The 21,442-nt window shown below is 63.8% G+C and carries 12 protein-coding genes; 7 read left to right on the forward strand and 5 right to left on the reverse strand.

All coding sequences use genetic code 11. The annotated features are described in order from the left end of the window. Positions 1 to 8: 8 nt before the first annotated feature. From Q1V51_RS13120 to Q1V51_RS13140, 5 genes are all read left to right on the forward strand, one after another. Positions 9 to 1,445 (forward strand): NAD(P)-dependent oxidoreductase, encoded by a 1,437-nt coding sequence (locus Q1V51_RS13120; RefSeq protein WP_366522751.1) that lies wholly within the window; start codon positions 9 to 11, stop codon positions 1,443 to 1,445. Continuing rightward, the gene (gene gltB, locus Q1V51_RS13125; protein ID WP_300557083.1) at positions 1,442 to 5,971 is read left to right on the forward strand and encodes a glutamate synthase large subunit; all 4,530 of its coding nucleotides are present in this window, start codon (positions 1,442 to 1,444) and stop codon (positions 5,969 to 5,971) included. The genes Q1V51_RS13120 and gltB overlap by 4 nt, the downstream gene beginning before the upstream one ends. Before the next feature lie 161 nt (positions 5,972 to 6,132). Continuing rightward, the gene (locus Q1V51_RS13130) at positions 6,133 to 7,305 is read left to right on the forward strand and encodes a saccharopine dehydrogenase NADP-binding domain-containing protein (RefSeq protein WP_300557085.1); all 1,173 of its coding nucleotides are present in this window, start codon (positions 6,133 to 6,135) and stop codon (positions 7,303 to 7,305) included. Between the two features lie 5 nt (positions 7,306 to 7,310). Next, positions 7,311 to 8,471: an iron-containing alcohol dehydrogenase gene (locus Q1V51_RS13135; protein WP_300557087.1), complete on the forward strand. Its 1,161-nt coding sequence runs from the start codon at positions 7,311 to 7,313 to the stop codon at positions 8,469 to 8,471. Between the two features lie 108 nt (positions 8,472 to 8,579). Next, entirely contained in the window at positions 8,580 to 9,959 is a 1,380-nt protein-coding gene (locus tag Q1V51_RS13140; protein WP_300557089.1) for a cytochrome P450, read from the forward strand. A 70-nt stretch (positions 9,960 to 10,029) separates the two neighbouring features. Here the strand turns inward: Q1V51_RS13140 and acs are convergent, their stop codons facing one another. After that, positions 10,030 to 12,003: an acetate--CoA ligase gene (gene acs, locus Q1V51_RS13145; RefSeq protein WP_300557091.1), complete on the reverse strand. Its 1,974-nt coding sequence runs from the start codon at positions 12,001 to 12,003 to the stop codon at positions 10,030 to 10,032. 36 nt (positions 12,004 to 12,039) lie between these two features. Next, positions 12,040 to 13,392 carry a DcaP family trimeric outer membrane transporter gene (locus Q1V51_RS13150; RefSeq protein WP_300557093.1) on the reverse strand — a complete coding sequence of 451 codons (1,353 nt, stop codon included), beginning with the start codon at positions 13,390 to 13,392 and terminating at the stop codon, positions 12,040 to 12,042. A 210-nt stretch (positions 13,393 to 13,602) separates the two neighbouring features. On the opposite strand from Q1V51_RS13150, the gene Q1V51_RS13155 reads away from it, so the two are divergent. Continuing rightward, on the forward strand, positions 13,603 to 14,244 hold the full coding sequence (locus Q1V51_RS13155) for a response regulator transcription factor (RefSeq protein ID WP_300557095.1): 642 nt from the start codon (positions 13,603 to 13,605) through the stop codon (positions 14,242 to 14,244). A 10-nt stretch (positions 14,245 to 14,254) separates the two neighbouring features. Here the strand turns inward: Q1V51_RS13155 and Q1V51_RS13160 are convergent, their stop codons facing one another. The 3 genes from Q1V51_RS13160 to Q1V51_RS13170 all read right to left on the reverse strand — a co-directional run bounded on the left by Q1V51_RS13160 (position 14,255) and on the right by Q1V51_RS13170 (position 20,047). Next, positions 14,255 to 17,692, reverse strand: coding sequence for an ATP-binding protein (locus Q1V51_RS13160; RefSeq protein WP_300557097.1), 3,438 nt, complete (start codon positions 17,690 to 17,692; stop codon positions 14,255 to 14,257). Between the two features lie 123 nt (positions 17,693 to 17,815). Continuing rightward, positions 17,816 to 19,735: a sodium:solute symporter family protein gene (locus Q1V51_RS13165; protein WP_300557099.1), complete on the reverse strand. Its 1,920-nt coding sequence runs from the start codon at positions 19,733 to 19,735 to the stop codon at positions 17,816 to 17,818. Between the two features lie 9 nt (positions 19,736 to 19,744). After that, complete coding sequence (locus tag Q1V51_RS13170; RefSeq protein WP_366522752.1) at positions 19,745 to 20,047, reverse strand: DUF4212 domain-containing protein; 303 nt, start codon at positions 20,045 to 20,047, stop codon at positions 19,745 to 19,747. A gap of 242 nt (positions 20,048 to 20,289) precedes the next feature. Here Q1V51_RS13170 and Q1V51_RS13175 point away from each other — a divergent pair, with 242 nt between their 5' ends. Then, the gene (locus Q1V51_RS13175; RefSeq protein WP_300557103.1) at positions 20,290 to 21,300 is read left to right on the forward strand and encodes a LacI family DNA-binding transcriptional regulator; all 1,011 of its coding nucleotides are present in this window, start codon (positions 20,290 to 20,292) and stop codon (positions 21,298 to 21,300) included. Positions 21,301 to 21,442: the final 142 nt, after the last annotated feature.

Below are 21,442 nucleotides of genomic sequence, written 5' to 3' on the forward strand. Positions count from 1 at the left end.
GCCGGCGCATGAGGCCTTCCTTGCTAAGATTTACCGATCTGCGACAGACCTATCCCGACAAACGCCCCGCCGCCGAACGGCGCGAGGATTTCCGCGAAATCCGCAATCGCTTCGAGCCCGCCGCCGCGGCCGAGCAGTCCTCGCGGTGTTCCCAGTGCGGGGTTCCGTTTTGTCAGTCGGGCTGTCCGCTCGGTAACAATATTCCCGACTGGCTTGCCCTCGCCGCCGACGGCCATTTGCGCGAGGCCTATGACCTGTCCTCGGCGACCTCGACCATGCCGGAAATCTGCGGCCGTATCTGCCCGCAAGACCGTCTGTGTGAGGGGGCCTGTGTCATCGAGAAGTCCTCGCACGGGGCGGTAACCATCGGCTCGGTCGAGCAATACATTACCGACACGGCCTGGGAAGAAGGTTGGGTCGAGCCGATCCAGGTCGCTCCTCCGCGCGGTCAGAGCGTGGGGATTATCGGGTCTGGTCCCGCCGGACTGGCAGCGGCAGAACGTTTGCGCGAGGCCGGGTTCGATATTGTCGTCTATGAACGCGCGGACCGGGCGGGCGGTCTGCTGATCTATGGCATTCCGGGCTTCAAGCTGGAAAAGCCGGTCGTGCAATGCCGCATCGAGCGTCTCGAGACCGCTGGAGTCGAATTCCGGCTCGGGGTCGAGGTGGGCCATGATATCACCCTGGAAGAGATCCGGTCGGAGCATCACGCCGTGCTGCTCGCAACTGGCGTTTATGTGCCGCGCGAGCTGGACTGCCCCGGGTCCGACAAGGGTGTGATCGGCGCGCTGGATTTCCTGATCCGCGCCAATCGCGATGATCTCGGCGACGCTCCGGCCGACGACAATGCGCTCAATGCTGAAGGCCGGGATGTCGTTGTCATTGGCGGCGGTGATACCGCCATGGACTGCGTCCGCACGGCGGTGCGCCAGGGTGCCGCCTCGGTCAGCTGTCTCTATCGCCGCGACCGCGCCAATATGCCCGGATCGGCTCGCGAGGTGGTCTCGGCGGAGGAAGAGGGCGTGCAGTTCCACTGGCTCACGGCCCCGCTCGCGATTGAACATGATGCCGAGGGTGCGGTCCGCGCCGTGCGCGGCCAGGGCATGCGCCTCGGTGCGCCGGGTCTTGGCGGCCGCCGCGCGGTCGAGCCATGCCCGGAAATTATCAAGGAGATCAAGGCCGACATGGTTATTTCCGCCCTTGGCTTCACACCGGAAGACCTGCCGGGAAAACTGCACTCGGTCGATCTCGCCGTGCGCCGCTCCGGCGAGCTTGAAATCGACCGCGCCACCAAGATGACCAGCCTGGATGGCGTGTTTGCCGCCGGTGATATTGTCCGCGGTGCCTCGCTCGTAGTCTGGGCCCTGAAAGATGGTCTCGATGCCGCGCAGGCCATCAAGGCCTATCTCGATAACCGGCTCGAAGTTCTGGGGGCGGCGGAATGAGCCGCGGCGCGGGAACGCCCGCTGACTATCTCGCCCGCCGTGACGTGCTCGAACAGGCTGGTCTTTACCGGCCCGAGGATGATCGCGATGCCTGTGGTGTCGGCCTGGTCGCCGACATCCAGGGACGGGCCCGCCGCGAAATTGTCGAAACCGCGATCGATGCCCTCAAATCGGTCTGGCACCGCGGCGCGGTGGATGCCGACGGGCTGACCGGTGACGGGGCGGGGCTCCGGGTCGGCGTGGCCCAGGACTTCTTCAAGTCCGCTGTGGCGCGCACCGGGCATGAGCCGGAACAGGGCGATGTCATTGTCGGCATGATCTTCATGTCGCGCACCGATTTCAGTGCCCGGGAACGCTCGCGCGCCATTGTCGAGGCGGAAATCCTGCGCGAGGGCTTTTCCTTCTATGGCTGGCGCCAGCCGCCCATCGATACCAGCGTGCTCGGTGACAAGGCGCGGGCCACCCTGCCGGAGATCGAGCAGATCCTGTTCCGCGAACCCGGTGGGCGCGATCCCGAAGCGGTCGAGCGGACGCTCTACGTGGTCCGTCGCCGGATCGAGCAGCGGGCTCGGGAGGAAGGCCTGCGGGAGCTCTATGTCTGCTCGCTGTCCTCGCGCGACGTGATCTATAAGGGCCTGTTCCGGGCCCAGGATATCGACGCCTTCTACCAGGATTTGCGCAATCCGGATTTCGTCTCGCCCTTCGCGATTTTTCACCAGCGCTATTCCACCAACACCTTTCCGGAATGGCGCCTGGCACAGCCTTTCCGCATGCTTGCCCACAATGGCGAGATCAATACGCTGCGCGGCAATTCCAACTGGATGAAGAGCCATGAACGCCTGGTCGAGGACTCGGTGCTGGCGGGCAATGGCGAGGATATCCTGCCGGTCATCCAGCCCGGCGCCTCGGACAGTGCGGCTCTCGATCAGACCTTTGAATTCCTGGTGCGGACCGGATTGCCTGCCCCCATGGCCAAGACCATGCTGGTGCCCGAGGCTTGGTCCAAGCGCGAGGATGTCATGCCGGCGGCCTGGCGTGACATGTATGCCTACTGCAATTCGGTGATGGAGCCCTGGGATGGCCCGGCTGCGATTGCCGCCTTTGATGGTCGCTGGATCGTGGCGGGTCTGGACCGCAATGGTCTGCGCCCGACCCGCTGGGCCCGCGCCCGCGACGGCATGCTGGTCGCCGGCTCCGAAGCCGGCATGGCGCGGATCGCACCGGAGGATGTGGTCGAGCGCGGCGCGATCACGCCGGGCCGTTTGATCGCGCTGGATCTGCAGGAAGGTCAGTTCTACCGGGAGACGGAAATCCTCGACCGGTTGAGCGAGCAGCAACCCTATCGGCGCTGGATCGGTGAGATCGAGGATATCGAGGACGTCGTTGGTCCCGGCGCCGAGCCGGAGCTGTTCGATGAGCCGGATCGCGTCCGGCGCCAGATCGCCTCGGGCTATAGTTTCGAGAGCGTGCAGCTGGTCCTCAATGTCATGGCAGACGAGGGCAAGGAAGCCGTCGGGTCGATGGGCGATGACACGCCTTTGGCCGTGCTGTCGGACAGTTACCGGCCGTTGTCACACTTCTTTCGGCAGAATTTCTCCCAGGTCACCAACCCCCCGATCGACCCGCTGCGCGAAGGCCGGGTGATGGGGCTGAAGACCCGTTTCCGCAATCTGGGCAATTTGCTCGGTCCGGCCCAGCAGCGCTCCAGCGTTCTGGTGCTGGACAGCCCGGTTCTGACCAATGGCGCGTTCGGGCGCTGGCGCGAGCACATCAAGGACGAGGTGCGCGAGATCGATTGCCTGTTCGAGCCGGCCAAGGCGAGCGGGGATGGCCGGGTGCTGGCGGAGGCGATGGATGCGGTCATTGACCAGGCCATTGAAGCGGTCCGCCATGGAGCCGCTCACCTGATCCTGACCGATCACCGCCAGACCGCGACGCTGGCCGCCCTGCCGATGATCCTTGTCACCGGTGCCGTTCATGCGCGTCTGACCGAGCAGGGCCTGCGCAATCGCTGCTCGATCAATGTGCGCTCGGCCGAGTGTGCCGACCCGCATTATGCAGCGGTCCTGATCGGTCTCGGTGCCACGACAATAAACCCCTATCTCGCCTTCGACACCGTTACGGCGCCGGCCAAGGGTGATGAGGACGAGGCCCGTACCCGCGCCCAATTGCTCAAACAGGCCTTCGATGGCGGGCTTTTGAAAGTCATGTCGAAGATGGGCATTTCGGTGATCTCCTCCTATCGCGGGGGCTGTGACTTCGAAGTGCTCGGCCTGTCGCGGGCCCTGGTGGAAACCTATCTGCCCGGCGTGGTGAGCCGGATCTCCGGCATGGGCCTGTCCGGTCTGGAAGGCCGCCTGGTCAATCTGCATCGCGGCGCCTGGCAGCATGAGCGGGCCCGTTTGCCGATCGGGGGCTTCTTCCGTCAGCGCAGCAGCGGCGACCGGCATGCGCTTTCGGCCCAGTCGATTGACGCCCTGCACAAGGCCGTGCGCGACAATGAACCGTCGGCCTGGGTGCAGTACCGTGAAGCCATTGAGGCCCAGGGGCCAGTGCATCTGCGTGATCTCATGGCCATGCGCCCGCTGGGCAAGGCGGTCAGCGTTGATGCGGTCGAGTCCATCAATGGAATTCGCCGGCGCTTTGTGACGCCGGGCATGTCGCTGGGGGCGCTATCGCCGGAGGCCCATGGCGCGCTCAACATCGCCATGAACCGGATCGGGGCCAAGTCCGTGTCCGGTGAGGGAGGCGAGGACCCCAAGCGCTACACGCCCCTGCCGAGCGGGGAGAACCTTAACTCGGCGGTGAAGCAGATTGCTTCCGGCCGCTTCGGTGTGACGGCGGAATACCTCAATCAGTGCCGTGAGATCGAGATCAAGATCGCCCAGGGTGCCAAGCCCGGTGAGGGCGGGCAATTGCCCGGTTTCAAGGTTACCGACTTCATTGCGCGCATGCGCCTGTCGACGCCGGGCGTCAGCCTGATCTCGCCGCCGCCGCACCACGATATCTACTCCATCGAGGACCTGGCGCAGCTGATCTACGACCTCAAACAGATCAACCCGATTGCCCGAGTCGGTGTGAAACTGGTCGCTGCGGCCGGGGTCGGTGCCGTCGCTGCCGGTGTCGCCAAGGCGCGCGCCGATGTGATCAATATTTCGGGGTCGGTCGGGGGCACGGGTGCCGCGGCGCTGAGCTCGATCAAGTTTGCCGGCGGGCCGCTGGAGCTGGGCCTCGCCGAGGCGCACCAGATGCTGTCCCTCAACGGGTTGCGCGAGCGCGTCACCCTGCGCGCGGATGGGGGTATCCGCACCGGTCGCGATATCGTCATTGCCGCGATGATCGGGGCCGAGGAATTCGGTATCGGCACCACGGCACTTCTGGCGCTCGGCTGTCTGATGGTGCGTCAGTGCCACTCCAATACCTGTCCGGTGGGCGTGTGTACCCAGGATGATGATCTGCGCGCCCGCTTTGGCGGTGCGCCTGATCATGTGGTCAATCTGATGACCTATCTGGCCCAGGATGTACGCGATATCCTGGCCAGCCTCGGCGCTACCTCGCTTGAAGACGTGATCGGCCGGGCCGACTTGCTGACCCAGGTCAGCCGCGGATCCTCGACGCTCGATGACCTCGATCTCAGCGCCATCATGGCGCGCGCCGATGCCGCCGACCGGCCGGCCCGTTCGACCCGGATGCAGCGCAATGACGTGTCGCCGACGCTGGATGACCGCATCCTGGTCGATGCGGCCCCGGCCTTTGACCGCGGCGAGAAGATGCAACTCGATTACGATGTGCGGAATACCGATCGTGCGATCGGTGCGCGCACTTCCTCCGAGTTCGTTTCTCGCTTCGGCGCGCGCGGGCCCGGCGAGGACTACCTGACGGTTCGCCTGCGCGGGTCGGCGGGGCAGTCGCTGGGCGCGTTTGCAGCGCGTGGGCTGCGCATCGAGCTGGACGGCGATGCCAATGACTATGTCGGCAAGGGCCTGTCCGGCGGCAAGCTGGTCGTGCGGCCCTATCGCGGTTCAACGCTGGAAAACCACCACCACGCCATTATCGGTAATACCTGTCTCTACGGGGCCACCTCCGGCTGGCTGTTCGCCGCCGGCCGTGCCGGCCAGCGCTTTGCCGTGCGGAATTCCGGGGCCCAGGCGGTCGTCGAAGGCTGCGGGGCGAATGGCTGTGAGTACATGACTGGCGGTGTCGTTGTCCTGATCGGCCCGGTCGGCGACAATTTCGCGGCCGGCATGACCGGCGGCGATGTCCTCGTCTACGACCCGGAGGACCGGCTCGCCGCGCGTCTCAACAGCGAGACGGTAGTGGTCAGCCCGCTCGAGCGTGAAGCCGATGCGCTGTGCCGCTCCCTGATCATCGAACACCTGGCCCAGACCGGGTCCGCCCAGGCGGACCAGCTGCTGGCCAATTGGGATGTGGTGCGGGCTGACTTCGTCCATGTCCAGGGCCGCGAAATCGTTGCGCGGCAACGGGCGGTGGACAAGGCCATGCATCGCGAGGCGGAAAACAGCTGACCGGTGCGGTCTCGACTATTGGCCTTTGGCCTCTTGATTTCGGTGGTGACGCACTAATCCTCTAGCGCGTCATTTCACTTGGCCCTCGACTCGCCTCCATCCGGGCGGCAAGTTGAGCGTCCAAATCAGATCCTCGCCACTCCCAGACCAGGACAATCAAAATGAATACGCGCACTTATGACGTCGTCGTTTTCGGCGCGACGGGCTTTACCGGCCGTCTCGTCGCTGAATATCTCGCTGCCGAATACGGCTCAGACGTCCGCTGGGCGATGGCCGGACGCTCGGCCGACAAGCTTGCCGCCGTGCGCGATGAGATCGGGGCTCCGGCCGATACGCCGCTGGTCGTCGCCGACAGCGCGGACCCCGCCTCGCTCAAGGCAATGGCGGAAGCAACTGCCGCGGTCGTTACCACTGTTGGGCCCTACCAGCTCTATGGTGAGCCGCTGATCCAGGCTTGCGTCGAGGCCGGCACCGATTATGTCGACCTGTGCGGCGAGCCGGCCTGGATGTATGACATCATCCGCAATTACGACGCCCCGGCGAAGGCCAGCGGCGCGCGTATCGTCCTGTCCTGCGGTTTCGACTCCATCCCGTTCGACCTCGGCGTCTACTTCCTGCAGCAGCATGCCATTGCCACGTCCGGCGCTCCGCTGTCGCGCGTCAAAGGCCGTGTGCGCAAGATGAAGGGCACGTTCTCCGGCGGTACCGCGGCGAGCTTTGCCGAGACCATGGCCCGTGCAGCCAAGGAGCCGGACGTCATCAACCGTCTGCGCGACCCGTTCAGCCTGGTGCCGGATTTTGATGGCCCGAAACAGCCCTCCGGGATGAAGGTGATTTTCGAGGAAGACCTCAATACCTGGTCGGCGCCCTTCATCATGGCCTCGATCAACACCAAGAATGTTCATCGCTCCAACGCCCTCCTGGGCCATCGCTATGGCGAGGACTTTGTCTATGACGAGATGTTTGCGACCGGTCCGGGCGAGAATGGCGAGCAGTTCGCCAAACTGATCGCCAACGACAAGTCCATGGCGGAAAACCCGCCCAAGCCGGGTGAGGGACCGAGCAAGGAAGAGCGGGAGACTGGTTTCTACGACGCCATGTTCACCGGCGTCACTGAAGACGGGACGCGCCTGACCGCCGGCGTCGCCGGCGACAAGGACCCGGGCTATGGCTCGACCTCGAAAATGATCGCCGAGTCGGCCCTGTGCCTGGTCAAGAATGTCGGCCGGGATGAGACCCCGGGCGGCGTCTACACCCCGGCTCCGGCCATGGGTGAGGCGCTGATTGGCCGCCTGCAGGAGCATGCCGGCCTGACCTTCCAGATCGAGAGCTGATCCGCATGGTGGCGCGTATCGACCTGACGCCGGATCTGCGCATCGGGGGTGGGGCCCTGGCGGACCTGCCCGATGTGCTGGCCCGTCTCGGTGCGCGCCGCCCGCTGATCATCTCTGACCAAATCCTGGCCCAGCTCGGCTATGTCGAGCAGGCCTCGGCCTTGTTGCGTAAAGCCGGGATCGAAGCCGGCCTCTTCCTCGACACAGTGCCGGAACCCACGGTCGATTGTGTCGAGGACGGTCTCGCCAGCTTCCGTGACGGGGCATTCGATGCGCTCATTGCGCTCGGTGGCGGTAGTGCGATCGATACCGCCAAGGCCATGGCGGCGCTGGCGGCGTCTGGCGGCGCGATGCGCGACCTCAAAGTGCCCCACATTATCGGACGCGGTGCCGTGCCGGTTATCGCCATCCCGACAACGGCGGGGACGGGTTCGGAAGTGACCCGCGTCACTGTGATCACCGATGCGGCAACCGACGAGAAAATGCTCTGCATGGGCCCCGGGCTGATGCCGGCCGCCGCGATTGTCGATTATGAGTTGACGATCAGCCTGCCGCCCCGGGCGACGGCCGATACCGGGATTGATGCGCTGACCCACGCCATCGAGGCCTATGTCAGCCGCAAGGCCAATGCCTTTTCCGACCAGCAGGCGCTCGGGGCGATGCGCCTGATCGCGCCCAATCTGCGCGCCGCCTATCACGAACCGGATAATCGCGCCGCCCGCGAGGCGATGATGGCGGGAGCGACGATGGCCGGAATGGCCTTCTCCAATGCCTCGGTGGCACTGGTGCACGGGATGAGCCGGCCCATCGGGGCCTTCTTCCATGTCCCGCACGGGCTTTCCAACGCCATGCTGCTGCCGGCCATCACCCGGTGGTCTGTCCCGGCCGCTCGGGAACGCTATGCCGAATGCGCGCGGACCATGGCCATTGCAGATGCAGGCCTCGATGATGCCAGCGCCTGCACGCGGCTGATCGATGAGCTCGAAGCGCTTAACGCCGAGCTCTCCGTGCCGACCCTGTGCGAGTTTGGGGTCGAGGACGCGCGCTTCGAGGCGGTGATCGAGACCATGGCGGAACAGGCGGAAGCCTCGGGTTCACCGGGCAATAATCCGCGGATTCCGACCCAGGCCGAGATGGTCGCTCTGTACCGCGAAGTCTGGGTCTGACGCAGACGTCAACGGAAATCTCGTCCGGGCCCTTGCCAACCCCGCAGGGTGCGCCCTAGCTTCCAGGAGTGAACACTGTTCGCTTTTTGGTTTGGGAGCGTTTTGAGTATGCAACTCGTCAGCGATGTCATCCTTGAGGATCGTCCTCAGGCCCTGCCGCAGAATGATGCGGTCTATCCCATGCTGGACGAGTTCACATTGTGGGACCCGCAGTCCTGGACGCAGGGACACCCGCACGACTTCTTCAAGCGCATGCGCGACGAGGCGCCGGTCATGTGGTCCGGCCCGGCCGACAAGTCGACGGCCGGTTTCTGGTCCGTTTCGCGCTATGAGGACATCAAGCAGGCCGAGCTGGCCAATGACGTGTTTTCATCCGAACGCGGCAGCATCAACATGTTCATCAAGCCGCGCAAGGAATGGCGGCCGAAGAAGCTGATTCCCGCCGCCTTCAACTCGATCATCAATCTGGACCAGCCGCATCACATGGAGATGCGCATCCAGCAGAAAGACTTCTTCATCCCGCGCTTTGTTGCCGAGCTGCGTGAGCGGGTGGATGCCAAGATCGACGCCCTGCTCGACGAGATGGAACAACAGGGTCCGGTGGTCGATTTCGTCAAACTCTTTTCCCAAGAAGTCCCCCTCTTCACCCTGTGTGAAATGCTCGGCATTGACGAGGAGGACCGGCCCAAGGTCATCCAGTGGATGCACTATCTGGAGCTGGCCAACCAGTATTATGTGAACCCGTGGACCCTGCTCTCGCGCCGGCCCTGGTTCCCGATCAAATTCTACCACTACGTCAACGAGATGTTCGATTATGGCGAGCGTGTCATGGCGGACCGGCGGGCCAATCCGCGGCGTGATCTCCTGACCGCGATTGCCAATACACAGATGGCGGGCAAGCCGCTGCCGCAGGAATATCTCGACGGGTCCTGGCTGTTGATCATTTTCGCCGGAAATGACACGACCCGCAATTCGCTGTCGGGCACGATCCGCCTGCTGACCGAGTTCCCGGACCAGCGCGAAATGGCGATCGCGGATCCCAGCCTCATCCCGCGCATGACGCACGAGGCCATCCGCCTGATCTCACCGGTCCAGCATATGCGGCGTACGGCGTTGGACGACACCGAGCTCAATGGCCAGCGCATCGCCAAGGACGAGAAACTTTTGCTCTGGTATCCGGCGGCTAATCGTGACCCCTCGGTCTTCCCCGATCCTGACCGCTTCGACATGACGCGGGACAATTTCGACAAGCACCTGGCCTTTGGTCACGGGCCGCACAAATGCTTGGGCCAGCGCATTGCCCAGATGCAGTTACAGTCGGCTCTGACCAAGATCCTTGAACGCTTCCCGCAGATCAGCTGGACCGGCCGTCAGACCATCGCGCCGAACACGCTGGTGCATGCGATCTCCAGTCTCGAGGTCAATCTGTACGGCGCGGGCGGCGAGAAGCCGTCCCGGCATGCGGTAAAGCTGCCGGAGCCGGCCTGATACAAAAAACCACCGCCGGAGCGGGAATGCTCCGGCGGCAGCTTCAGCGGTCGGGTCGGGGAGGGAACCGCTATCTATTGAGCCGGCCTTCGATCAGTTGTTCAACAACGGAAGGGTCGGCCAGCGTTGAGATGTCGCCGAGATTGGAGAACTCGTCCTCGGCGATCTTGCGCAGGATGCGGCGCATGATCTTGCCGGAGCGCGTCTTGGGCAGGCCGGGCGCAAACTGGAGCAGGTCTGGAGTCGCGACCGGCCCGATTTCCTGGCGCACATGTTTGCGCAAGTCCTTGGCGGTGGCCTCAGTCGGCTGCAGGCCGGCTTTCAGGGTGACGTAGCAGTAGACGCCTTGTCCCTTGATATCGTGCGGATAGCCCACGACTGCGGCTTCGGCGACGAGTGGGTGGGAGACCAGTGCGCTCTCGATCTCGGCCGTACCCAGGCGATGACCTGAAACGTTGAGCACATCATCCACCCGGCCGGTGATCCACCAATACCCGTCGGCATCGCGGCGGGCGCCATCGCCGGTGAAGTAGAGGCCGCGATAAGTGGTGAAATAGGTCTCGGCAAAGCGCTTGTGGTCGCCATAGACGGTACGCATCTGGCCGGGCCAGGACCCCAGCAGGACGAGATTGCCCTCGATCGCGCCATCATCGGTGAGCATGACGCCATCATTATCAACCAGGGCCGGTTCGATGCCGAACATGGGCTTGGAGGCCGCGCCGGGCTTGAGGTCATGGGCGCCGGGCAGCGGCGTGATCAGGCAGGCCCCGGTCTCGGTCTGCCACCAAGTATCGACGATCGGGCAACGCTCCTCACCGACAACACGGTAATACCACGACCACGCCTCCGGATTGATCGGCTCGCCGACACTGCCCAGCAGGCGTAGCGAGGACCGGTCATGCTTGACGACATGCTCGTCGCCCTCGCGCATCAGGGCCCGAATCGCGGTCGGGGCGGTATAGAGGACATTGACCTGGTGTTTGGCAACGACACGCCAGAACCGGTCGGGGCCCGGATAGGTCGGTACGCCCTCGAACATCAACGTGGTGACGCCATTGGCGAGCGGTCCGTAGATCAGATAGGTGTGGCCGGTGACCCAACCGATATCGGCGGTACACCAGAACACCTCGCCCGGTTGCACGTCGAAAATGTAGTCGAAGGTCATGGCGGTCCAGAGCAGGTAGCCGCCCGTGGTGTGCATCACGCCCTTGGGTTTTCCGGTCGAGCCGGAGGTGTAGAGGATGAAGAGCGGGTCTTCCGCATTCATCGGTTCTGCCGGGCAATTAGCGTCGACCTGCAGGGCCAGCTCGTGGTGCCAGTGATCTCGGCCCTCAGTCCAGCCGATGGCGCCACCGGTATGGCGGATGCAGAGCACACCATCGACCTGGACCCGGTCCAGGGCCGCATCCACATTGGCTTTCAGTGGCACTGCCTTGCCGCCGCGTACGCCTTCATCGGCGGTAACGACGAAACGGGCGCCACAGTCCTCGATCCGTCCGGCGAGAGCGTCAGGGGAGAAACCGCCAAAGACGACTGAATGCACGGCGCCGATCCGGGCGCAGGCCAGCATGGCGTAGGCCGCTTCGGCGATCATCGGCATGTAGATCATCACCCGGTCGCCCTTCCTGACGCCAATGGCCTTAAGCTCATTGGCGAAACGGCAGACGTGATTGTGCAGCTGGGCGTAGGTGATGGCGTGGTGGAAGCCGGGATTATCGCCTTCCCAGATAATCGCCACATCATTGGCGCGCTCCGGCAGGTGCCGGTCGATGCAGTTATGGGCGACGTTGAGAATGCCGTCCTCGAACCAGGAGATTTTCAGCTGGTCCGGGTCCCAGTTGGAATTGTCCAGCTGGGTCGGGTGTTTGAACCAGTCGAGACGCTCCAGTTCCTCACGCCAGAACGTCTCCGGCTGCTGGATGGATTGCAGGTATTTCGCCGTGTAGCGCTCCGCGTTGATCTTGCCGCGCTCGGCGTAATCGGGCTTGACCGCCACGCGTTCCGGTGCGGTGTCCGGCTTGTCGAGTAGGGTTTGTCCGTCCATGTCGATCTCTCCTTTGCCGATCTCGCGGCGCTGGGGTTAGAACGTGTACTTGGTTGAGAAGGTGGCGCGGCTGATCGTGCCCGAGGCACCGCTTTCCAGCTCGCGTTCGCCGATCAGCAGCTCGGCGCCGGCGGTAATGCCCGGGGCGAGCGTGACCATGTAATTGGCGAAGCCGGAATAGACGCTGGCGGTCGCTGCCGACCCGCTCAGGGCGACGTCATTGTCGATCTCGAGATGCGAGTAACCGACATTGAAGCGGCGTCCCTCGCCCAGGTCCTGGCGCAGGGCGACCAGCCCGCCAAAGGACGGGATGGCCTCGATGCCGCCATTTCCGTCCATTACGGCACCATTGGCGGCATTCAGGCCGATATAGCGGCCCATGCCTTCACCGCCGCTGAGCGAGAAGCGCAAGTCCGAGCCCTCACCCAGATTGATCCGGCCCGATGCCGACAGGCCCCAGCCGAAAGTGGAGTCATCCGTGGCACCGCCCTCATAGGTCAGATTGCGCGCCAGTCCGGCGATAGAGAAGCTGCCAAAGTCGCCGGACTGGTTATAGCGAACGACGAGGTCGGGAATGGCGCCATCACCGCCATCAATGCGGGCACCGCCGCCAAAGGGCGTGATCGTCGTGTCCGGGTTCTCCAGCGCTACCTGCCAATTGCCGGAGGTGTAGCGCAACTGCGCCTGGCGAACGAAAACCATGCCGTCAGAGGCGACCAGGAAGCTGGCGCTTTCGGGTATGGCGCCGGTGTTCTGGAAGGTCGACCAGTCCTGGCCCATGCGCCAATTGCCGTATTGCAGCCAGGCGGCGCGCAGGCGCGGATTATAGGAATTCGAGACCCGCTCATTACCGCCCGGCGAACCCAGGAAGTCGAATTCGAGGCGGCCGCGGATATCGCCATTGTCGGTCGGGGTGCTCGTGGCAAAGAAGAAGCGAGTGCCTTTGGCGGTGAAGTCATTATCGACCCGGCTGTCGCCAGATCCGCCGATCGGTGTGGCGCCGGGTATGTAGAAATCTCGGGCGATCGAAGTCGGTGCGAAATCCCCATCGGAGAGCTCGGTGACATGATAATCGGCATCAACGAAACCGCCCATGGTGATGCGGGTATTGCCCGCCATGAAGCCGGACTCGCCAGCCGATGCCGGTACCGCCGCAGCCGCGGCGACCCGGGCTTCGATCTGTTCGACGCGCTCTACCTGTACCGCATCAGTGGCCTGGCCGGCGGCGACCTCCTGGCGCAGCTCCGCAATCATCGCTTCGAGGGCGGCGATACGTGCTTCCAGATCCGGATTGCTGCTGGCCGCGGCCATGGGCGCAAAGCCGGCCGACAGGGCGAGCACGGCGGTGGTCAGGCCAAGTTTGGTTTTGAGCAAACGCGAATTCAACATTGATAGTCCTCCCCGGACGTTTCTTGCCGGCGGTCTGCCGCTCGTGTCCGTCTGGCCTGGAAGTATCGGAAAAGGGGGAGCGCGCCGGTATTCTCCAAAGGTCGTAGAGCGGGCAAATCGGACTACGACTTTGGGCTAAGAAGACAGGCTTTCGCGCTCGGACTATGATGGGATGCAATCGATCCAAGCCGCTGTTGGAATTCGCCCTGAATGGCCAAAGAACGCATTCTTCTTGCTGATGATCACCCGCTGGTCCGGGCCGCCCTGCTGGAAGCGGTGCGCCGGCTTGAGGGCGATATCGAACCGGTTGAGGTCGACAGTCTGGGCGCGGCCAAGGCGGCGATGGCCAAGGGGCCGGTCGATCTGGTTTGTCTCGACCTGCATATGGGCGACAGTTCCGGCTTTATCGGCCTGACCGAGCTACGGCGCGATTATCCTGCCATTCCGGTGGTTATCGTGTCGGCCAGTGATGCGCCGGGCATTGCCTATCGCGCGGTCGAGTTTGGTGCCTCGGGCTTCATCCCCAAGACCGCGGATCTCGACACCATCTGTGCGGCGCTGCAGGCCGTGCGCGAGGGCGAGGTCTGGCTGCCGGCTGATGCCGAGGATGTTGCCGATGATGAGAGCGTCGATCATGCCGCCTTGCTGGCCACCCTGACGCCGGCCCAGCTCCGCGTCCTCGAAGGGCTTGCCGCCGGCCGGCTCAACAAGCAGATCGCCTATGATATGGATATTTCCATCGCCACGGTGAAGGCACACGTCACCGCGATTTTCCGCAAGCTGGGTGTGATCAATCGGACCCAGGCGGTCCTGATTGCCCAATCCCTTTTCGTCGAACCGGCCAAGGTCTAGCGTTCGCAGATCATCCGGCTGATTTCTGGCGCCGCCGGGTCTGCAGGGCGGTCAGGCTCGCGCGCAGTACGGCCGGCGCTACAGGCTTGGTGATCACGGCCATGCCGAGCCGCGTCGCGGCGGCCTCGACATGGGGACCTTTCTCGGCGGTTGCCAGAAGAGCCGGCGGATGTGCACCCCAGTCCTCGCACAGCCGTTCAAACACATCCGGACCGGTTTCACCGTCGTCCAGCTGGTAGTCGATAATCGCCAGATCCGGGCCGCTGTCGGGATAGGCGGTCCGGGCCTCGGCTTCATCCCGGGCGGCGGTGACCTGGCACCCCCATCGCCCGAGCAATTCGGTGAACCCCTCCAGAACGGCCGGATCATTGTCCAAGCATAGCACTTCGACCCCGCTCAGGTCGCGCGTTCGGGACCGGGAGCGGCGTTTCGGCTTGGGCTCGGCCTGAGGCGCGCAGCGCGGCATGTCGACCTGGAAGGTCGACCCGCCCTCGGGGCCGTCGAGAATGGTGATGGTATGGCCGAGGCGTTGCACGATGCGGTCGACAATCGCCAGGCCCAGTCCAAGGCCCCGGTCATCGGCGCGTGTGCCCTGGCCGCGCTCGAACTCCTTGAAGACCTGCCGGCGTGCTTCGGGGGCTATGCCGGGGCCGGTGTCGATGACCTGCAGGACAATCGTCGCGCCGTGCCGTCGTGCCCCGATGAGCACACCGCCACTTTGCGTATAGCGGACCGCGTTGGCGATCAGGTTCTGCAGCACGCTCATCATCAGGCCGCGATCACTTTCGACCCAGAGGCCGCTGGGGACTGTGCGCAAGCTCAGGCCCTTTTCGGCGGCCTTTTCCGCCATAGGGGCCGCGGTTTCAGCGATCAGGGCGTCGAGCGGGAAGCGGCTGATATCCGGGGTAACACCGCCCGCATCGAGACGGGAAATATCCAGCAGGGCCCGCAGCAGGAGATCGGCATTCTCGATCGACTGGTCGATGCGCTGGAGAAGGCTTTGCGTGGAGTCGGTTGACGCTTCCAGTTCACTGCCGAGGGCCGAGGTCAGCAAGCGCGCCGCCGAGAGGGGCTGTAACAGGTCATGACTGGCTGCGGCGAGGAAGCGGGTCTTGGACTGTGTTGCGGCCTCGGCCAGGGCGTTGGCCGCTTCCAAGTCTTCCACCAGAGAAAGGCGCTTGGCGCTTTCGGCTTCGAGCTCGGCGGTGCGTTCGCGGACCTTGTCTTCCAGCGTGGCATAGGCCTCCATCAGGCCTTCCTCGGCCACGCGGCGGGCCGTGATGTCCTGGTAGACGCCGAAGAAACCGACCACCTCGCCGGCTTCGATCCGGGGCTGGTAGAGCACTTGCCAGGTCTGGGCTGCGCCGCCTTGCGTGGTGCGCGAAATATCGAAGACCTGACGCTCACCCTGCAGCGCCGCGGCAATATAAGGCGCGCGCCGGGCATATTCTTCTGCGGAGAGGTATTCGGCGATGCGATGACCGGTGATGCCGGCCTCCAGCCCGAAATAGTCGAGATAGGCCCGGTTGGCGAAACGCAGGCATTCATCCTGATCGGAGAAGGAGATTAGTGCGGGCACATGATCCATGTAGAACTGGACCGAGCGCTCGGTTTCCTCCCGGGCCGTCTCTGAGGTCCGGATAATCTCCGAGGTTTCGTCGATCAGGGTGACCACGTCACTGGCACTCAAGCCGCCGCCGGGCAGGACCTGGGCGATAAGGATGCGGGCGGCCGGTGCGCCCACGGCCCGGGCGAGGCGGGCCTCGCACCAGTTGAGGACTTCCCGGGGGACCGGCCCGCCGCTTTCCAGGGGCCGTCCGGCGATGGCTTGCAGATCCGTGACGGCCTGCTGGGCGCCATCGGCGCCGAGTACGTGTTCAAACAGGGTGCGCAGATCAGTCAGGCGGATGGTCGCGGCCGCTGCTGCCGGGCTGGTCTGGTCCCGGTCGGAAAAGCGCGCGGCCTGGACCCGGTCGGTCAGGTGGGCCGGGGAGAAGGCCACGGCAATGATGAAGGCAATGGCATTGCAGACCAGGCTGAGCACGGTCGTCCAGGCAAAGGCATCGGCCTCGCCCGGTAGGGCGAGAGGGGTGCCGCCATAGGCGGGAAGCAGGACCAGGGTGAACCAGAGCGCGCTACCGGTCACTATGCCGGCGACGGCACCAGCCCGGTTCGCCCGTTTCCAGTACAGGCCGAATAGGAGCGCCGGTCCGAGCTGCGCCGCGCCGGCAAAGGCGACAAGGCCGATATCGGCAAGTGCCATCTGCCGGTCGAGTCCGAGATGGAAGAGATAGGCGGCCAGCAGCAGGAGTAGGATGGTGGCGCGACGGTAGTTCAGCAGGCGGGAGGCCAGGTTTCGGGGCCGGTTCTGTACGCCGCGCTGCAACAGGACAGGCGCGGCCACAGCATCAACCAGCATGGTCGACAGGGCCAGGGCGCCGACTGTGATCATGCCGGCAGAGGCTGAAAAGCCGCCGATAAAAGCAAGGAGGGCGAGACTGTCAGACCCGGCGGCGATCGGCAGGGCAAGGACAAAGGCGTCCGGATTGGTGTCGCCGCTGAGCATGGTTCCCGCCAGCGCCACGGGCGGGGCGACGAGGGCGACCAGGCCGAGATAGGCTGGGAAAGCCCAGCGAGAGCGCCGAGTGTCGTCCGGCTGCCGCGCTTCCACGACGAGCATGTGGAATTGCCGCGGCAGACACAGTGCTGCAAAGCCGGCCAGCACAGTCAGCACGACAAAGCGGACACCCAGATCGGGTGCGGTCAGCGGCGAGGCCGCAAGCGTGGCCTGTTGCTCCATGGCGGGCATGCCCTTCCAGATCGTCCAGGCCAGCACGCCGATCGCGATCATGGCGATCAGCTTGACGACGGCTTCAAAGGCGACAGCGAGGACGAGGCCGCGATTGCCGCTGGACGTGTCCGGCCGGCGGGCGCCGAACAGGATGGCGAAGGCGGCAAAGGCGATGGTGGACAGCAAGGCCCAGTCAATCTCGCGCGCCTCGCTGCCGACCAGGAGTTCGAGGCTGGTAGCGGTCGATTTGAGCTGCAGCGCGACATAGGGCACCGAGGCGACGGCCAGAACGATCGCAGCAAGGGAGCCGACGAGGGCGGACTTGCCGAACCGGGCCGCCAGGAAGTCGGCGATCGAGCCGGTATCATGTTTGCGCCCGAGCCGAACGAGGCGGCGGATTATCGGGTAGCCCAGAAGGAAGAGGAGCGCCGGGCCAAGATAGATGGGCAGATAGTCCCAGCCGTTTCGGGAGGCTTCGCCAACGGCGCCGTAGAAGGTCCAGCTGGTGCAGTAAACGCCCAGCGACAGGGCCAGCAGCAGACTGCGTAGCCGTGTATTATGATCCAGCCGCTCCGCGTGGCGATCTCCCCAGGCTGCGAGCAGGAACAGGAAAGCCGTGTACAGGCCGAGCGTTATGGCAACGGCGTTGATCGACATGCGGCGCAGACCCTCCCCGGCTAACGCATTGTGATCATTGCGTGGTCTGTTGAAGGGGACAAGAGCAAAGCAAACCGGCCCCGGTCACGTGGACCGGGGCCGGTTTGTGTTGCAGCGGCTCGATTACTCGGCCGGTGCGTTGCCATGCACAGGATGGGCGCGGATGGACGGGATACGAATATCCTCCACCATGTCCTGCACATCCTGCGGCGGTGTCTTGGTCGCCAGCGCGACGGCGGTAGCCACAGCGAAGCTGAAGAACATGCCGACGGTGCCAAAGCCCTCCGGAGAAATGCCGAGGAACCACTGATCGGTGGTCCCCATCGGGATGTTCGGCAGGACGCCGATCAGTCCCAGCAGGCCGACCAGGGCCAGACCACCTGCGCTGTACATCAGCGCCGGGGTCGACTTCCCTTCCTGGCGTGTGCCTAGGAAAAGGATCGCCGCGGCGATGGCCAGGATGACGGCAAGGACGCCGAGCACGACCGAGGAGAAACCGATCTTGAAGTGGACGATGTAGGCGCCCGTCATCAACAGGCCGGTCGACATGCCGGCGATAGCGCCTTCCTTGTTCATACGCTTCCAGAAAATGCCCAGGAAGATGACCGGGAAGAAGCTCGCTGCAGCCAGGCCGAAAGCGAAGGCGACAACCGCGGCCACAAAGCCGGGCGGATAGATGCCGGCCAGGATGGCGATCAGGACTGCTGCCACGGCCGCGGAGCGAGCGACCAGCAATTCCTGCTTCTCGCTCATACCCGGAACGAGGACTTTCTTGCACAGATCGTGTGACACGGCTGATGAGATCACCATGAGCAGGCCGGCAGCCGTTGACAATGCTGCTGCGAGGCCGCCAGCGACGACCAGACCAATCACCCAGCCCGGCAGATTGCCGATCTCCGGATTGGCCAGCACGAAAATGTCGCGATCGAGCGTCGTGACCTCATTGGTCGCCGGGTCGGCGCGATACTGGATACGACCGTCACCATTGTGATCGGTAAAGCCGAGCAGACCCGTGCGTTCCCAGTTGTAGAACCAGCCGGGTGTGGAGCCTTCCGGCAGGTCAGCGGCCGGAATCTCGCCGCGCGCCGCCTCGACCGAATAGGTGCTTTCATTGACCGTATCGATGAAGTTCGAACGGGCGAAAACAGCCACGGCCGGCGCGGTCGTGTAGAGCACGGCGATGAATACCAGGGCCCACCCTGCAGACTTGCGGGCATCGGACGCCTTGGGAACGGTGAAGAAGCGAATGATGACGTGCGGCAGACCGGCCGTGCCCACCATCAGGGCCAGCGCGATCGCGAAGACATCAAGCTTGCTCTTCAAACCTTCCGTGTAGGGCTGGAAGCCCAGATCGACGAGGGTCCGGTCGAGATTGAGCAGTAGCGGCGTGCCGTTCTCGGCATTGCCGATAAAGCCCAGCTGCGGGATCGGCGTGCCGGTGATCTGCAGCGACAGGAAAATCGCCGGAACCATGAAGGCGAAGATCAGCACGCAATACTGCGCCACCTGCGTGTAGGTGATGCCCTTCATGCCGCCCAGAACTGCATAGAACAGAACGATGATAGCGCCGACAATGACGCCGACCTCGATCGGAACGTGCAGGAAGTTGGAGAAGGCGATGCCCACGCCGCGCATCTGCCCGGCGATATAGGTGAAGGAAATAAACAGGGCGCAGATCACAGCCACGATACGCGCGGCCTGGCTGTAATAGCGGTCGCCGACGAAGTCGGGCACGGTGAACTTGCCGAATTTGCGCAGATAGGGTGCCAGCAAGAGCGCCAGCAGGACATAGCCGCCGGTCCAGCCCATCAGGTAGACCGAGCCGTCATAGCCGGAAAAGGCGATGATGCCGGCCATGGACAGGAATGAGGCAGCGCTCATCCAGTCGGCGGCCGTCGCCATGCCATTGAACATCGGCGGAACATCATGGCCCGCCACATAAAACTCATCAGTAGAACCGGCACGCGCCCAGACGGCGATGCCGATGTAGAGACCGAACGTCGCGATAACGAAGAATGCGGTCCAGAGCAGGGTCGAATCCATTTCCGCCTCCTAGTCGTTGTCGTCGTCCATTCCGTACTTCTTCTCGATCTGGTGCATCCTGAAGGAGTACACGAAGATCAGAGCCACGAAGACGAAGATGGCGCCTTGTTGAGCGAACCAGAAGCCCAGCGGGGCTCCTCCGATTGAGAATTGGTCGAGCCAGTCCCGCGCGAGAATGCCCGCGCCGAAAGACACCGCGAACCAGATCGAGAGCAGAATGCCCATCAGCGTGAGGTTTTCGCGCCAATAAGCCTTGGTGACATCTTCGGTGACGTCGTGATCTTCGGTCTGGTGCGGGGTGTTTGTGTCCATAATGTCCGTCATTGCTTGCCTCCCGCAAAGTGCTGGTTTTCCAGCACCTGGGCAAGATGACAGACCGATCGCCCTCCGGTTAGAGCGACTTTGGTCTAACATCGGGTGAGGAAGGCCTGCGACATATCGGGTTTTGCGCTTCCCGGCGTGACGCTTTATCCCAATAGGACGGGCAGCGATTCACCGGACTGGAACACCGGGCGGATCGCGGCGGAATGACAACGCCAATTGGATAGGCTTGCATGGCGAACATCTTCGACGTTGCCAAACGCGCCGGGGTTTCAATCAAGACCGTGTCACGCGTGATGAACGACCAGAGCGCTGTGCGTGCGGCGACGCGCGAGCGTGTGCTCAAGGCAATGAAGGAGCTGGACTATAATCCCAGCCATGCCGCCCGGGAGCTGCGGTCCGGGCGCTCGCGCTCGATCGGCATGCTGTTCGGGGACCCGTCGAGCGGCTTCCAGTCGCGCTTTCATCATGCCGCGCTGCAGGCCTGTGACGAGGTCGGGTACTTCCTCGCTGCCGGCCTCTTCGATGAGCGCGCCGATGACTGGGACAAGCAGCTCAGTGCCTTCCTCGCCCGCACCCGGGTGAAGAACATGATCCTGGTGCCGCCTCTGTGCGGGTCGACAGTCTTGCACGACCAGCTCATCGAGCGCGGCGTGTCCTTTGTCCTTATTTCACCGACCCAGCCGGTCGATGGGGCGCCGTCGATCAGCATGGATGACTTTACCGCAGCGAAGGAAATCACCAGCCACCTCCTGGAGCTCGGTCATCGCCGTATTGGTCATATTTCGGGCGATGCCGAGCATATCGCGACCAAGCGCCGGCGCGAGGGCTATGAGGCGGCGCTGGCCGGCGTCTCCGGCGCTGAGATCGATGAAAGCCTGATCCAGCCCGGCGGCTTCAGCTTCGACGAGGCGCTCGATGTAGCGGAGGCCATGTTGTCCCGGCCGGATCGTCCGACCGCGATCTTTGCTTCGAATGACGAGATGGCGGCCGCGGTCTATTTTGTCGCCAACCGGCTCGATCTGAGAGTCCCTGAAGACGTCTCAGTGGTGGGATTCGACGATATTCCCCTGGCAAGAACCATCTGGCCGCCGCTTACAACCGTAGCGCAGCCCTATGAGGCGATGACGCACGAGGCGGTGCGAAAACTGACCCGGTCCGACGCGACGTCTGGGCCGGATGACGTAACCCTTGGTTACGAATTGAAGATTCGCCAATCCACGGCACCTGCCCCGAAACGCTAAACGGCGTTTATTCGTTATCTTCTTGTCTAGACATAATAAAAATCTGACACATTTGTCTTGACAAGGTTGGACAAAAACGAGAGCGTTTACGGTAAGGGCCCATGGACCGGAAAACCGGACGGGCATCCGAGGGGAGAAATCT

Origin of the sequence: Maricaulis sp., assembly GCF_030149235.1 — a bacterium.
Lineage (GTDB): Bacteria > Pseudomonadota > Alphaproteobacteria > Caulobacterales > Maricaulaceae > Maricaulis.